At 69.4% G+C, this 13,733-nt stretch carries 17 protein-coding genes; 8 read left to right on the forward strand and 9 right to left on the reverse strand.

Annotation, left to right across the window (positions count from 1 at the left end):
* Nucleotides 1–269 precede the first annotated feature (269 nt).
* Together VJ655_RS16545 and VJ655_RS16550 are read right to left on the reverse strand one after the other, a co-directional pair.
* Complete coding sequence (locus VJ655_RS16545) at nucleotides 270–1,604, reverse strand: dihydroorotase (protein ID WP_324112967.1); 1,335 nt, start codon at nucleotides 1,602–1,604, stop codon at nucleotides 270–272.
* Nucleotides 1,605–1,668: 64 nt separating this feature from the next.
* Nucleotides 1,669–2,787, reverse strand: a complete 1,119-nt coding sequence (locus tag VJ655_RS16550) for a glycosyltransferase family 9 protein (protein WP_324112969.1) — start codon at nucleotides 2,785–2,787, stop codon at nucleotides 1,669–1,671.
* A 110-nt stretch (nucleotides 2,788–2,897) separates the two neighbouring features.
* On the opposite strand from VJ655_RS16550, the gene VJ655_RS16555 reads away from it, so the two are divergent.
* A complete protein-coding gene (locus VJ655_RS16555) occupies nucleotides 2,898–3,710 on the forward strand; it encodes a folate-binding protein YgfZ (RefSeq protein ID WP_324112971.1) in 813 nt (270 codons plus the stop codon).
* Here the strand turns inward: VJ655_RS16555 and VJ655_RS16560 are convergent.
* Nucleotides 3,707–4,144, reverse strand: coding sequence for a hypothetical protein (locus VJ655_RS16560; RefSeq protein ID WP_324112972.1), 438 nt, complete (start codon nucleotides 4,142–4,144; stop codon nucleotides 3,707–3,709). The genes VJ655_RS16555 and VJ655_RS16560 overlap by 4 nt on opposite strands.
* Before the next feature lie 123 nt (nucleotides 4,145–4,267).
* On the opposite strand from VJ655_RS16560, the gene VJ655_RS16565 reads away from it, so the two are divergent.
* Together VJ655_RS16565 and VJ655_RS16570 are read left to right on the forward strand one after the other, a co-directional pair.
* Nucleotides 4,268–4,858 carry a DNA-3-methyladenine glycosylase I gene (locus VJ655_RS16565; protein ID WP_324112974.1) on the forward strand — a complete coding sequence of 197 codons (591 nt, stop codon included), beginning with the start codon at nucleotides 4,268–4,270 and terminating at the stop codon, nucleotides 4,856–4,858.
* 114 nt (nucleotides 4,859–4,972) lie between these two features.
* A complete protein-coding gene (locus tag VJ655_RS16570; protein WP_324112975.1) occupies nucleotides 4,973–6,004 on the forward strand; it encodes a MerR family transcriptional regulator in 1,032 nt (343 codons plus the stop codon).
* 38 nt (nucleotides 6,005–6,042) lie between these two features.
* Here VJ655_RS16570 and VJ655_RS16575 read toward each other — a convergent pair whose 3' ends face one another.
* The 4 genes from VJ655_RS16575 to VJ655_RS16590 form a co-directional block, all read right to left on the reverse strand.
* The gene (locus VJ655_RS16575; protein ID WP_324112977.1) at nucleotides 6,043–6,540 is read right to left on the reverse strand and encodes a helix-turn-helix transcriptional regulator; all 498 of its coding nucleotides are present in this window, start codon (nucleotides 6,538–6,540) and stop codon (nucleotides 6,043–6,045) included.
* Nucleotides 6,541–6,549: 9 nt separating this feature from the next.
* A complete protein-coding gene (locus VJ655_RS16580) occupies nucleotides 6,550–7,218 on the reverse strand; it encodes a cytochrome b/b6 domain-containing protein (protein ID WP_324112979.1) in 669 nt (222 codons plus the stop codon).
* Complete coding sequence (locus VJ655_RS16585; protein ID WP_324112981.1) at nucleotides 7,199–7,465, reverse strand: hypothetical protein; 267 nt, start codon at nucleotides 7,463–7,465, stop codon at nucleotides 7,199–7,201. Before VJ655_RS16585 ends, VJ655_RS16580 begins: the two co-directional genes overlap by 20 nt.
* A gap of 93 nt (nucleotides 7,466–7,558) precedes the next feature.
* The gene (locus tag VJ655_RS16590) at nucleotides 7,559–8,101 is read right to left on the reverse strand and encodes a hypothetical protein (protein WP_324112983.1); all 543 of its coding nucleotides are present in this window, start codon (nucleotides 8,099–8,101) and stop codon (nucleotides 7,559–7,561) included.
* Nucleotides 8,102–8,186: 85 nt separating this feature from the next.
* Here VJ655_RS16590 and VJ655_RS16595 point away from each other — a divergent pair, with 85 nt between their 5' ends.
* Together VJ655_RS16595 and ccrM are read left to right on the forward strand one after the other, a co-directional pair.
* Nucleotides 8,187–8,834 carry a ribonuclease HII gene (locus VJ655_RS16595; RefSeq protein ID WP_324112985.1) on the forward strand — a complete coding sequence of 216 codons (648 nt, stop codon included), beginning with the start codon at nucleotides 8,187–8,189 and terminating at the stop codon, nucleotides 8,832–8,834.
* A gap of 88 nt (nucleotides 8,835–8,922) precedes the next feature.
* On the forward strand, nucleotides 8,923–9,999 hold the full coding sequence (ccrM, locus tag VJ655_RS16600; RefSeq protein WP_324112987.1) for an adenine-specific DNA-methyltransferase CcrM: 1,077 nt from the start codon (nucleotides 8,923–8,925) through the stop codon (nucleotides 9,997–9,999).
* Nucleotides 10,000–10,148: 149 nt separating this feature from the next.
* Here the strand turns inward: ccrM and VJ655_RS16605 are convergent, their stop codons facing one another.
* Complete coding sequence (locus tag VJ655_RS16605; RefSeq protein ID WP_324112989.1) at nucleotides 10,149–10,952, reverse strand: SDR family oxidoreductase; 804 nt, start codon at nucleotides 10,950–10,952, stop codon at nucleotides 10,149–10,151.
* A 107-nt stretch (nucleotides 10,953–11,059) separates the two neighbouring features.
* On the opposite strand from VJ655_RS16605, the gene VJ655_RS16610 reads away from it, so the two are divergent.
* Entirely contained in the window at nucleotides 11,060–11,437 is a 378-nt protein-coding gene (locus tag VJ655_RS16610) for a helix-turn-helix domain-containing protein (protein WP_324112991.1), read from the forward strand.
* 114 nt (nucleotides 11,438–11,551) lie between these two features.
* Here VJ655_RS16610 and mutY read toward each other — a convergent pair whose 3' ends face one another.
* A complete protein-coding gene (mutY, locus tag VJ655_RS16615) occupies nucleotides 11,552–12,613 on the reverse strand; it encodes an A/G-specific adenine glycosylase (protein WP_324112993.1) in 1,062 nt (353 codons plus the stop codon).
* Nucleotides 12,614–12,660: 47 nt separating this feature from the next.
* On the opposite strand from mutY, the gene VJ655_RS16620 reads away from it, so the two are divergent.
* Both VJ655_RS16620 and VJ655_RS16625 read left to right on the forward strand, forming a co-directional pair.
* Nucleotides 12,661–13,203 (forward strand): DUF721 domain-containing protein, encoded by a 543-nt coding sequence (locus tag VJ655_RS16620; RefSeq protein ID WP_324112995.1) that lies wholly within the window; start codon nucleotides 12,661–12,663, stop codon nucleotides 13,201–13,203.
* A 135-nt stretch (nucleotides 13,204–13,338) separates the two neighbouring features.
* On the forward strand, nucleotides 13,339–13,733 hold a 395-nt coding region (locus VJ655_RS16625), incomplete at its 3' end, for a thioredoxin domain-containing protein (protein WP_324112997.1).

Raw genomic sequence — 13,733 nt, forward strand, 5'->3', positions numbered from 1 at the left:
GACGACGCGAGGACGCCCTGGCGGCCTATGATAGCGCGCTGAACGCCGCGCCCGGACCGGCGGAGCGATTGTGGTTAGTCTGTAGACGGACGGAAATGTTCCCCAGGAACCAAGAATTCGATCTCCCCGGCGAATGCCGGGGTCCAGATGGAGAGCTCTGAGGGCGCGATCGGCGCAGGCGTTCGATCCCGTCAGCCCCGCCACTCTACGATCTGGGCCCCGGCATTCGCCGGGGAGATCGGCGGAAGAGGAAGTGGGTAAGAAGAGCCCTACCCCGCCAGCGTCTCCAGGAACCGCACCGGCTCGCCGCGGCCTTCGGCGACGATCTCGTCGTCGCGCATGACCACGATCCCGCGCACGATGGTCGCCTTGGGCCAGGCCTTGGCTTCGAAGCCGTCGAACGGGGTCCAGCCCGAGCGGGTGGCCATCCAGTCGTGGGTGATGGTCCGCCGCGCCTTCATGTCGACGATGGTGAAGTCGGCGTCGAAGCCCTCGGCGATGCGGCCCTTGTCGGCCAGGCCAAAGATGCGGTTCACGCCATGGCTGGTCAGATCGACGAAGCGCTCCAGGGAGAGCCGCCCGTCGACCACGTGGGTCAGCATGATCGGCACCAGGGTCTGGACGCCCGGCATGCCCGAGGGCGAGGCCGGATAGGGCCGGGCCTTCTCCTCGCGGGTGTGGGGGGCGTGGTCGGAGCCCAGCACGTCGGCGATCCCCGTCTCGATCCCGCGCCAGACGCCGGCCACGTGGTCGGCCGATCGGATCGGCGGGTTCATCTGAGCAAAGCCCTTCAGGCGCTCATAGGCCTCGGGGGCGACCAGGGTCAGGTGCTGGGGCGTGACCTCGACGCTGGCGACGTCCTTGTGCCGAGCCAGAAAGTCGATCTCTTCCTTGGTGGTCACGTGCAGCACGTGGATGCGTTTGCCGAGGTTCTTGGCGATGCGGACCAGGCGATGGGTCGACTGCAGGGCGGCCTGGGCGTCGCGCACCTCCGGGTGGCTGGTCCAGTCGCCGGGACGGGCCAGGCCGCGGCGCTCGGCCAGGCGGTATTCGTCCTCGGAGTGGAAGGCCGCGCGGCGGTTGACGTGCCGCAGCACGTTCTCGACGCCCTCGTCGTCCTGCACCAGCAGGCTGCCGGTCGAGGCGCCCATGAACACCTTGATCCCGCAGCAGCCCGGCAGACGCTCCAGCTCGCCCAGGAAATTGGCGTTCTCGTGGGTGCCGCCGACATAGAAGGCGTGGTCGGTGTGCATGCGGCCCTTGGCGCGCGAGAGCTTGTCGGCCAGGGCGTCGGCGTCCGTGGTGGTCGGCTCGGTGTTGGGCATCTCGAAGACGGCGACCACGCCGCCCAGGGCCGCTCCGCGCGAGCCGCTCTCCAGGTCTTCCTTCCACTCCAGGCCCGGCTCGCGGAAGTGGACCTGGCTGTCGATGACGCCGGGCAGCACGGTCAGGCCCGTCGCGTCGAACACCTCGCCCGCGCTGGCCTGGGAAAGGTCGCCGATGGCGACGATCTTGCCGTCCCGCACGCCGATGTCGGTAAAGCCCCGGCCGGCGTGATTGACCACCTCGCCGCCCCGCACGATCAGGTCGAAGGTCTGGGTCATGGGACGGCTCCTCGCGAGGGTTTGCGGCGGTCTAGGGCCGGCCCGCGCCGGAGGCAACCGGGAACTAGCCCACGTCGCGCTCCGACACGCGCTCTTCGGCGACCTCGGCCTTGGGCGCTTCGACGTCGACGTCCTCGATGGGCTCGCCCCAGGGAGACGTCTCCTCGGCCTCGGCCTCGACCACCGCCGCCGCCTTCGCCGCATCCTCGGCGGCCACTCGCGCCAGCAGCGCCTTGGCCGCCTTGACCACGGTGGTCACCGGCAGGTCGCTCATATGGCGGATGGCCTGGGAAAGGTCGGGGTCGACGGCCAGGAACTGGTCGAAGCCGCGCGGTCCGCGCACGGCCACGGTCTTGTCGCCCCAGGGTCCGTAGCGGCGCTCGTCCGAGGGCCCGAACAGGCCGACGGTCGGGCAGCCGGCGGCGGCGGCGATGTGCATCAGGCCGGAATCGTTGCCGATGAACAGGCTGGCGCGCTTGAGGCAGGCATAGGCGGTCAAGAGGTCCACCTTGCCGGTCAGGTCGATGGTGCGCCCCCGCGCCGAAGCCATGCGCAGCTCGTCGACCATCCGGGTGTCTTCCGGTCCGCCCAGGATCAGCAGCCGGCCGCCGGCCAGGGGACCGTCCTTGTCCAGTAGCTGAGCGGCGGTCTGGGTGAAGCGCTCGATCGGCCAGACCTTGCCGATCCAGTTGGCCGCCGGCCCCACGGCCAGGATCGGCCCGTCGCCAGCCAGCAGTCCGTCCGCCAGCGCCTGGACCTCCGGCGTGATGTAGAGGTACGGCGCGGGCGGATCGCCCTCCAGCTTCAGGGTGCGAGCCGCGTCGATCACCTTGTGCACCGGCTCGCCGGACGACTTCTTCCAGATCGCCCGCTTGTCGCGGCGCAGGAAGAGGGCCGTGGCCGAGCCGCGCAGGTCGACGACCAGGCCCCACTTCTTGTGGCGCACCTGGCGCCAGAGCTTGAACCAGTGGCCCTTGCCCTTCCCCTTGGCCTTCTCCATCACGATCACGCGGTCCAGGCCCGGCACGTGGGCGAACAGCGGCGCGGCCAGGGGACCGGCGACGATCGTGAAGCGCGCGTTGGGGATCTGGTCGGCCAGCATTTTGATCAGGCCGGACGAGAGCACCGCGTCACCGATGCGCGTCGCCGTGATGAAGAGAATCGGGAAGGCCCGCTGTGTCATCGGTCCATCTATAGGCTGGTCGGCGAGTCGGCGCATCCCACGTTAACACTTCAGCTTTCCGTCTTTTTCGGGACTGGCGCGAGCGTCGCCCCGGCGCCACATCTGCGGGCATGAGCAGCCCGACCGTCGCCCGCCTGACCTCCCGCGCCGTCATCGCCGTCTCCGGCCCCGACTGGCGAAGCTTCCTGCAGGGCCTGCTGACCCAGGACGTCGAGACCCTGGCGCCGGGCGAGCTGCGGTTCGCCGGCCTGCTGACCCCGCAGGGCAAGCTGCTCCACGACCTGTTCGTCGCGGGAACGCCAGAGGAAATGGGGGACGGCGCCCTGCTGGACGTGCAGGCGGCCCAGCGCGAGGCCCTGCTGCAGCGCCTGGCGATGTACCGGCTGCGGGCCAAGGTGACGCTGGAAGCCAGCGACCGGCCGGTGCTGGCGGTGTTCGGCGGCGAGGTCGCGGGCGAAGGGCTCTACGCCGATCCGCGCCTGCCGGCGCTGGGCGCGCGCGCCTATGACGACCGCCCGGTCACCGCCGACGAGGACGCCTATGACGCCCACCGCCTGGCCCTGGGCGTCCCCGGCCCGACCGATTGGGGCGAGGAGCGGACCTATCCGATCGAGGCCGATTTCGACCTGATGGCCGGGATCGACTTCAAGAAGGGCTGCTTCGTCGGCCAGGAGACCACCAGTCGCATGAAGCGGCGGGGAACGATCAAGACCCGCATGCTGCCGATCACTTTCGAGGGCCCGCCGCCGGCATTCGGCGCGGAGGTGCTGGCCGGCGAACTCCGGGCCGGCGAGGTGCTGAGCGGCCGCGACGGCCGGGCCATGGCCCTGCTGCGCCTGGACCGCATCGAGAGCGGACCGCTCACCGTGGAAGGCCGGCCTGTCGCGGTCGACCGGCCCTCCTGGCTTCCAGCGGTCAGCTAGCGGCAGCGGCCGTAGCGGTCGGGAGAGGCGCCCGGGCCGCCCCGCCATCCGGGCGGGTTCTCCCAGTTGGTCCCCGGGCCGCCGCGCGGACCCGGCGGGTTGTTGTCATTGTCGAGCCAGCACCGGGCGGCCTGGTTCCACCAGCCGTAGCGCGGATGGTAATAGCCGTAGGCGCGGTTGTAGTAGTAGCCGTTGCGATAGCGGAACTCGACGCGCTTGCCGTGCCAGCTGTAGTAGCGGCGATCGGGCGAGGCGCCGGGACCGCCGCGCCAGCCCGGAGGGTTCTCCCAGTTGGTTCCCGGACCGCCGCGCGGACCGGGCGGATTGTTGTCGCGGTCGTGGCGCTGGGCCAGAACCGGGGTCGCCGCCAGGGTCGTCGTCGTCAAGGTCGTCGTCGCCAGGGCGAGCAGAGCCAAGGTCTTGAAGCGCTTCATCGCGTCTTCCTCTGATTTCATCCCTCGTCCGTTCAACGCGCGACATCGCCATTCCCGTCGCGCCCCGGAGAATGTTCATGAAAGGTTCTAGCCAGGGCGCGATCTTTCTGACAGCTTCGCCGCATGACCGAGCTGACGCGCTGCACCTGGAAGGGCATGAACGGCGACCCGTTCTACGAGGCCTATCACGATGACGAATGGGGCGTGCCCGAGTGGGATTCGCGCGCCCTGTGGGAGAAGCTGGTGCTGGACGGCTTCCAGGCGGGGCTGTCGTGGATCACCATCCTGCGCAAGCGCGAGGCCTTTCGCGCGGCGTTCGCCAACTTCGACCCGGATAAGGTCGCCCGCTTCGACGAGACCGACCGCGCCCGGCTGATGGCCGACGCCGGCATCATCCGCTCGAACGGCAAGATCGACGCGGCGATCGCGGGCGCCCGGATCTATCTGGACATGCGCGAGCGCGGCGAGGACTTCGGGACCTTCCTGTGGGACATGGTCGGCGGCGCGCCGATCCAGAACCGGTGGCGGGCCGGCGAGGTCCCGGCGCAGACGCCGCTGGCCGTCGACATGGCCAAGGCCCTGAAGGCCAAGGGCTTCAAGTTCTGCGGCCCGGTGATCGTCTACGCCTTCATGCAGGCCACCGGCCTGGTCAACGACCACCTGGTGACCTGCTACCGACGCGAGGAATGCGAGGCGCTGGGACATCGGCATTGACGCGGGGCGTCGCAAGGCGTCGCCGTGCGTATCACTTGAGAGCGACGGCCCCGTTGACCCGGCCCCTGGGGCCGCTCCCATAAGGAGCGCGGTCAGCCAGCAGCGAGGTGATTCGTGACTGCTTCCGCTTGGTTCCTGAGTGCTTCCGAAGCCGCTCGACGGCTTGGGGTCTCGGCGAAGGCTCTGCGCCTCTATGAAGAGCGTGGCCTTGTGTCGCCGCATCGTACGGACGCCGGGTGGCGCGCCTATGGGCCGGAGATGATGAGGCGTGCGGCGGAGGTGGTCTCGCTGCGCCAACTCGGGTTCAGCCTGGCGCAGGTGGAACGGGTCTTGGCGGGCGATCCACGGGGGCTGGAGCCGGCGCTGGCGCGCCATCAATCGCAGCTCGAGGGCCAACTGGGCGAACTGAGGGATATCGTCGAGCGGATCCGCGCCGTGCGAGAGGATCTCGCGCAAGGCAAATCCCCCAGCGCGGCGGATCTTGCGCGCCTGACGCCACCCGCCGCGGACCCGATCGTGGCGTTCGATCTGCCCTGGCCCTGGGGCGGCGAACGGTTCGAGCTGCGCGAAGTCCGGGCGATCAACTACATCATCGGCTCGCTTGGCAGCGGCAAGACGAGATTGGCGATGCGGCTGGCCGAGGCCCTGCCGGACGCCGTGTTCGTTGGTCTGGACCGCGCGGGGCGGACCGCCGAAGCCTCGCGGCGGCGGCTGGAGGCCGACCCGGCCCTCCGCGCTCGCGTCGAGGGCGCCCTGGCCTGGCTCGCCGAGGAGGGCGCTGAAATCTCGGCCCCGCTGCTAGCCCTGATCGTTGCGCTAGAGAGCGAGACCGGCGGCGCTCTGGTGATCGACATGATCGAGCAGGGTCTCGATGAGACGACCCAGAGAGCGCTTATCGCCCATCTTCGCCGACGAGGGCCGCTCGCCCGTCCCCTATTCGCCATGACGCGCTCCTGCGCGCTGCTTGATCTTGCCGCCGTGGGGCCAAACGAATTGATCCTTCTCTGCCCGGCCAATCACAGCCCGCCGACGGTCGTCGCTCCCTATCCCGGCGCTCCGGGCTACGAGGCGGTCGCAACCTGCCTCGCATCGCCGGCCGTGAGAGCGCGGACGGAAGGACTGGCGGCCACGCGAGCCGCTGGCTGAGTCCGTAAGCTCGGAAGCCGACCTCTGGGCGGCAGGCCTCAGCCTCCGCCGGTCTCGACCAGCTCTTCGATGAACAGCGCCATCAGCGCCGCGTGGGAGCGGACGCCGGCCTTGGCGTAGACCCTGGCCAGCTGCGCGCGGACCGTGCCGGCGGCCGCGCCGCGCAGGGCGGCGATCTCGGCGACGTCGCAGCCCTTCAGGGCGAACAGGGCCACATCGGCTTCCGCCGCCGTCAGCCGCCAATCGGAAAAGCGCAGGCGGATCAGGTCGGCCAGAGCCCCCTTGGCGGTGGCGACGGCGGCCTCGTCCTGGCGGACGCGCAGGACCAGCCAGCGGATCTGGGCGGCGCCGAACGAGACGCCGGCCAGCAGGGCCAGCGCCGCCGCGCCCTCGGCCAGCAGGTGCGAGCCCAGACCGTCGGCCCGCAGGTCGCCGGCGAAGTCGACCAGGAAGAAGATCGTCGCGACGAGCTGCAGGATCACGATGATGGTCATCACCGTGGTCCTGCGCTCGAAGGCGTGTCGTCGCTGGATCATGCCGAAGGACTAGCGCCCTCCGGGAAGCATCGCCATGACAATTCGCCGTCCGCTGCGTCGCGTCTCGAAGACCACGCCGGCGATGTGCAGCACGATCAGGACATAGAGCAGGTTGACCGCGACCTCGTGGACCTCGACCAGCGGACCTTCCTCTTCTTCGCCTTCCTCGCCTTCGCGCCCAAGCGCCTCGCCAGACTCCTTACCGGCCTCCTCGCCGGCCTCCTCGCGCGCGGCGAGCGTGGAGGTCGCCGCCGGTCGGTCGGCTTCCCGGGCGGCTTCGGCGTCGCGATCGGGGCCGCCCGGACCGCCGGCCATCAGGACGCCGGTGACGACGATGACCGCCAGCGTGCTCCAGATCGCGTAGACCATCAGGGCGCCCAGCGGATTGTGCGAGGCGTGCTCCGACTTCTTCCCGGCCGCGATCTCACGGATGTGGGCCAGGGCGCGGCGCGGGCTGGGCGGGAAGGCCGTGAAGCGGGCCTCCGCCGGGCCGATGACGCCCCAGATCAGACGCAGCGCCAGGGTGGCGGCCAGGGCGTAGCCGACCCAGACGTGGGCGTCCGAACCCTCCTCGGTGATCAAGGCGTTGGCGATGATCGCCGCCACGACGGTCCAGTGGGTCAGCTTGACCACCGGATCCCAGCGGCGAGGGCGCGCCTCAGTCGTGGTCGCGGTCATGATGTTCCCCCTTCTCGGACTTCGCGGCGTGTTCGCGCTCGTGCTTCTCGCCGTTCTTCTCACCGTTCTTCTCGGGGCGCTTCTCGGGGCGTTCGCTGCGCTCGTGCTCGCTCCGGACCTTCGCGGCCGGCGCCTTCTGGTCGGCCACGGCGGGGGCCTGTTGCGGCTTGGCCTGCTGGGCCAGGACGGGGGCGGCCAGCGACAGCAGCAAGCCAGCGCCAACGGCCGCGGCGGATAGGGTCTTCATCGGGGTTCTCCGTGCTTGAAGCCCCAAGAAAGCCCCCAAACATCCCGCCCATCCATCGTCAGACCGCTTACACGCGGCCCGATAAGCGGGCGCTTACGACGCGCGAGCCGCCGCGACCCGGCAGGTCCAACCGTCCCAGGGGCCGGCCGCCGGACCCAGGTTGATCGCGGCGAAGATCATCTTGCCGCCGGGCGGAATGACGCCCTGGGCCACCGCCGAGACGGTTCCCGCCGACGCGCCGGCCTTGGTCATCCGGCAGGTCAGGCGCGGATCGGCGATCGCCAGGCCCGAGACATTGGTCGCGCCGCCCGTCAGCAGGACGTCGCCGGCCTCGTTGCGGTCGGCTCGGACCCGGTCCAGCACCACGAACCGCTCCGGACGGGCGCGGACCTGGGCGGGGTCGGGCAGGGCCCGCGCGGCCGGCGCCAGTCTGGGCGTGGGCGCGGGGACGTCTTCCTTGGGCCGGGTGACCGCCACCAGCACGCCGCCGCCCAGGAACACCGCCAGGAACGCCGCCAGCGCCCGCGCCGGGGTGGCGACCACAGGCCAGCGCGCGTTCGGCCGGAACACCAAGACGAACGCCGCGGAGGACGCGGCCAGCCACAGAAGCGGCAAGACGATGGTGGCGGCCTGCATTCGAACCCCTCCGGCGGCCCTCGCCGCTGCCTCGTGCATCTAGCGGCGATTTTCAATCGCGCCAAATCCCTCTAGACAGCCACCCATGCGGTCCGGACCCGACATGATGCTGGAGCTGGCCTGCGGACAGGGGCCTGTCTGCGGGGTGGACGAGGCCGGGCGCGGCCCATGGGCCGGGCCGGTCAGCGCCGGGGCGGTGATCCTGGATCCCGACCGCGTGCCCAAGGGCCTCAACGACTCCAAGAAGCTGACCGCCAAGGCCCGCGCGGCCCTGGAGGAAGAGATCAAGGAGGTCGCCATCGCCTGGTGCGTGGGCATGGCCTCGATCGAGGAGATCGCGCAGCTCAACATCCTGCACGCGGCGGGCCTGGCCATGCGCCGCGCCGTCGAGGGGCTGTCGGTGACGCCGGTCTTCGCCCTGGTCGACGGCAACTACCGCTTCCCCCTGCCCTGCCAGGTCAAGACGGTGGTCAAGGGCGACGCCCTGTCGTGCTCGATCGCGGCCGCCTCGATCCTGGCCAAGGAGGCCCGCGACCGGATCATGGTCGAGATGGACGCGGTCTATCCCGGCTACGGCTTCGCCGGCCACAAGGGCTATCACGCGCGCGTGCATGTCGAAGGCCTGATCAGGCTGGGCCCCTCGCCGATCCATCGCCTGGGCTGGGCGCCGGTCAAGGCCGCCCTGGCGGGCGAGCTGACGCTGGACCTGTCGTTCGGCGACGAGGCCGAATAGCGTGTTTACCTTACGCTAACCACGTCTCTACACACCGCGTTTACCAGCAAGACTCATGATTCCGCTCTCTTTCTTGAGGACGCGGGTCATGAAGTTCGGGCCGGAAACCATCATCATGGGCGACTGCATCGAGCAGATGAACGCCCTGCCGGAGAAGTCAGTCGACCTGATCTTCGCCGATCCGCCCTATAATCTTCAGCTGGGCGGGGATCTGCTGCGTCCCGACAACTCCAAGGTCGACGCGGTCGACGACCACTGGGACCAGTTCGAGAGCTTCGCCGCCTACGACAAGTTCACCCGCGAGTGGCTGAAGGCCGCGCGTCGCGTGCTGAAGGACGACGGCGCGATCTGGGTGATCGGCAGCTATCACAACATCTTCCGCGTCGGCGTGGCCGTGCAGGACCTGGGCTTCTGGATCCTCAACGACATCGTCTGGCGCAAGTCCAACCCGATGCCCAACTTCAAGGGCACCCGCTTCGCCAACGCCCACGAGACCCTGATCTGGGCTTCCAAGAGCCAGAACGCCAAGCGCTACACCTTCAACTACGACGCCCTGAAGATGGCCAATGACGAGGTGCAGATGCGCTCGGACTGGACCATCCCGCTGTGCACCGGCGAGGAGCGCATCAAGGGCGCCGACGGCCAGAAGGCCCACCCGACCCAGAAGCCCGAGGCCCTGCTCTACCGGGTGATCCTGTCGACGACCAAGCCGGGCGACGTGATCCTGGATCCGTTCTTCGGCGTCGGCACCACCGGCGCGGCCGCCAAGCGCCTGGGCCGCAGGTTCGTCGGCATCGAGCGCGAGGCCGAGTACATCGAGCACGCCAAGGAGCGCATCGCCAAGGTCGTGCCGATCGCGCCCGAGGACCTGGAGGTCATGGGCTCCAAGCGCGCCGAGCCGCGCGTGCCGTTCGGCACGATCGTCGAGGCCGGACTGCTGTCGCCGGGCGACACCCTCTACTGCGCCAAGGGCAATCACGCCGCCAAGGTCCGTCCGGACGGCTCGATCACGGTCGGCGACCTGTCGGGCTCGATCCACAAGATCGGCGCCCTGGTGCAGTCGGCCCCGGCCTGCAACGGCTGGACCTACTGGCACTTCAAGACCGACGCGGGCCTGGCCCCGATCGACGTGCTGCGCGCCCAGGTGCGCGCTGGAATGAACTAGAACACCGCCTGTGGGAGAGGGGGCGTCGGCGAAAGCCGACGGCTGGCGGCGCCCGGGAAGGCCCGTCCAGCCGATCCGCCCAGCGGATCGCCCTTCCCGCTCCTCTCGCGGACGTCAGCCCGAGACCGACGCCGAAGGAGCCTGGCCTTTCAGGTGTAGCGAGGAGCGGGTCTGGAATCGAACACCGCCTGCAACAGGCTTGTCCCGGCCAATTCGTAGGCCGCAAGCAGCGAGGCGTCATGAAGCGACGGCGCCGTTACCCGCTCCCCCTGGTCCAAGCCTGACAAGGCCGCGTCCACGCAATCCTCGGTCGTCATGACGATGCTCTCGGGCAGCGGCTCCAGCGACGCACCGCCCGCAACGTCCCAGCCCTCCGACACCACCGCGCCCGGAAGGACCAATTGAACCCTAACGCTGGATCCCTCGACTTCGCTCTGGAGGCTCTGGGTGAACAGGTACACATAGGCCTTGGTGGAGCCATACACGGGAATGCCTGGGTAGCTCGCGAATCCAGCCCCAGATCCAACATTGACGAGCGTGCCGCTTCCTTTCGCCTTGAAAGCCACGAGAGCGGCTTTCGACAGCGTGGTCAGCGCCGTGATGTTCAGGGCGATCATCCGTGCGATCACATCATCGGGTGTCTCGGTCAGCGGCTTCAAGGCCGAGAAACCGGCGTTGTTGACGACCAGCGAGACATTGACGTCGTTCAGGATGCGGTTGGCCACAGCCGCCACGCCGGCGGCCTGGGACAGATCCGCGACGAGCGCTTCGGCGTGGACATCGAAACGCGATCCGAGATCCGCGGCGATTTTCCGAAGGCGATCTTCACGGCGCGCGACCAGCACGAGGTCGTAGCCGCGCGCCGCGAGGCGTTCGGCGTACACCTTGCCGATGCCCGATGATGCGCCGGTCACGATGGCCGTTCCGGCCCTTGGGGAAGGTTGGTTGGTCAAGACGGGCTCCACAAAGACTGATCAATCAGCACCTGGTGGAGGTATAATTTATATACTAAGTGTCAATTAGGCACTTTTGCTAGACTAGGTGTACCCGGGGAGACCAGATGCCCTACACGGAAGAGCAGGTTGTCGAGACGATTCCGATCGTCCGTCCGGTCCTGGAGCAGGTCGCTCACAAGTGGTCGATCCTGGTGCTGACGTTCCTCTGTGAAGAGCCCAAGCGCTTCAACGCTCTGAAACGCCGTCTCGACGGGATCACCCAGAAGGCGCTCACCGAGACCCTGCGCAGGCTCGAACGCAATGGACTGATCGATCGCTGCGTCACGACGATGTCACCGATCGCGGTCGTCTACTCGATCACGCCCCTGGGGCGGACTCTTCAAGATCCGTTCTTGGCCCTGTACGATTGGGCGGTGGAGCATCAGGCCGATCTCCACGACGCCCAGGCACGGTTCGACGAGCGCGCCGGTAGCGGGGGCTGACATGCGGCGAACGCCGGGGGAGAGGACTCTATCCGCTCTTGGGCCCCGCGCTCCGTCATTCTTGGGCCAGGAATGACGGGGGATTGAGTCCGGCGACTGAATGTCGACGGGGACCTAGAGAAGCCGTTCCGCCGCCCGCGCCGCCTTCAGAAAGACACTGGGCAGGGCGCTCAGGCCCTCGCGCGGCGTCCACACGAAGTCGCCGCCAGCGGCCCCATTCTCATCCTTGGCCGCCGCGAACACCCGCAGCGTCAGCGAGAAGTGCGTGAAGACGTGCTCGACCGCGCCCAGGTCGCGCCAGGCGCCGGCGGCCGGGGCGACCGCGACCGCCTCGGCGTCGTCGTAAGGACTGGCGCGCCAGTCCGAGGTCGGCAGGCCCAGCATGCCGCCCAGCAGCCCCTTGGGCGGCCGGCGGACCAGGGCCACGGCGTCGCCGCGCGTCAGGACGTAGGCCACGCCATGGCGACGCGGGCGGTCCGCCTTCTTGCTCTTCCTCGGATAGGTCTCGGGCGCGCCGGTCTTGAACGCCGCGCACCAGGCCGCGATCGGGCAGCGGTCGCACAGCGGCGCCTTGGGCTTACAGATGGTGGCGCCGAGATCCATCAGCGCCTGGGCCCAGTCGCCGGGGCGGTCCTCGGTGACCAGACCGCCGGCCAGGGCCTTCAGCTGCGGCTTGGCGTCGGGTAGCGGCGTCTCGACCGCGAACAGCCGCGCCATCACCCGCTCGACATTGCCGTCGACCACGTTGGCCGGCCGGTCGAAGGCGATGGCCGCCACGGCGGCTGCGGTGTAGGCGCCGACGCCCGGCAGGGCTCGCAAGCCCTCCTCGGTGTCCGGAAAGACGCCGCCATGCTCGCCGGCCACCGCCCGGGCGCAGGCCAGCAGGTTGCGAGCCCGGGCGTAGTAGCCCAGCCCCGCCCAGGCGGCCATCAGGTCGCCGTCCTCCACCGCCGCCAGGTCCGAGACCGTCGGCCAGCGCTGGGTGAAGCTCAGGAAATACGGCGTGGCGTGCGGCACGGTGGTCTGCTGCAGCATCACCTCCGACAGCCAGACACGATAGGGGTCGGGGCTGACGCCGCCGCGCCGGTCCTCGGGCGAGACGCGCCAGGCGAGCGTCCGGGCCTGGCGGTCGTACCAGGACAGCAGGCTTGAGCGGAGCGGCGCGCGGTCTTTCATCCTCCCTCGCCTACCGCAAGCGGGCCGCCTCGTGCTAGCTTTCCCGCATGGCCCGCCGCCCCTTGCCCAGCCCGGAAGAAGCGATCGCGATCCTGCGGGCCAAGCGCACGCGGCCCCAGCGCCGCCCGCCGCCGCCCGCCGGCAAGAGCGTGGCGCCGCTGCTGAAGGAACTGGAGAACCGCTTCGGCCAGGGCCCGGCCGCCCTGCAGGCGCGCTGGCGCGAGATCGTCGGCGATGCGCTCGCGCGTCGGACGGAGCCCGTCCGCATCATAAAAGGCCGCAACGGCGAAGGCGGGGCGCTGGAACTGCGCGTCGACGGGCCCGTGGCCTCGCTGATCCAGCACCAGGCGCCGCAGATCACCGCCCGCCTCGACATGCTGCTGGGCAAGGGCGTGGTGACGCGCCTGCGGATCGTGCAGGGCCCGGTCAAGGCCGCCGCCGCGCCCGTCGCCCAGCGTCCCCGACGCAAGCCGCCGCTCGACGCGGCCCTGGAAAAGCAGCTGGCCGACAGCCTGGCCGACCAGCCCGAAGGGGGCCTGAAACAGGCCCTGCTGAAGTTGGGTCGAGGCGTGCTGGCCTCCGACCGCTGAGGCCCTCGCCGGCGCCGCCATGGGCATTGACAACCGCCTCGCCGTCGCGCTCTTGCGCTAGTCAGCGTTGAGCCCTTTTCCTCTTCTGACGAGAATCGGGCTTAAGTTTCCAATCGACCGCCGAAGGGCCATTTGATGCGTTCGCTGATCAGCCGAGTCACCCTTGTCGCCGCGCTCGCCGCCGGCCTCGCCAGCTGCGGTCCGAAGGGCGAGACCGTCACCGCCGACGACATGACCCAGGGCAATCCGAACGCCAAGGTCACGGTCGTCGAATACGCCTCGGCCTCGTGCGCCCACTGCGCGCGCTGGAACAAGGACGTCTATCCGGCCTTCAAGGCCAAATACATCGACACCGGCAAGATCAACTACGTCTACCGCGAGATCCTGACCCCGCCGCAGGAGGTGGCCGCCGCCGCGTTCCTGCTGGCCCGCTGCGCCGGCAAGGACAAGTACTTCGCCGTCGTCGACGCGATCTACAAGAACCAGGACCAGGCGTTCGCTGCCCCGCGCGAGACGCTGGTCGACATCGC

It is taken from the genome of Caulobacter sp. (genome assembly GCF_035254145.1).
Lineage (GTDB): Bacteria > Pseudomonadota > Alphaproteobacteria > Caulobacterales > Caulobacteraceae > Caulobacter.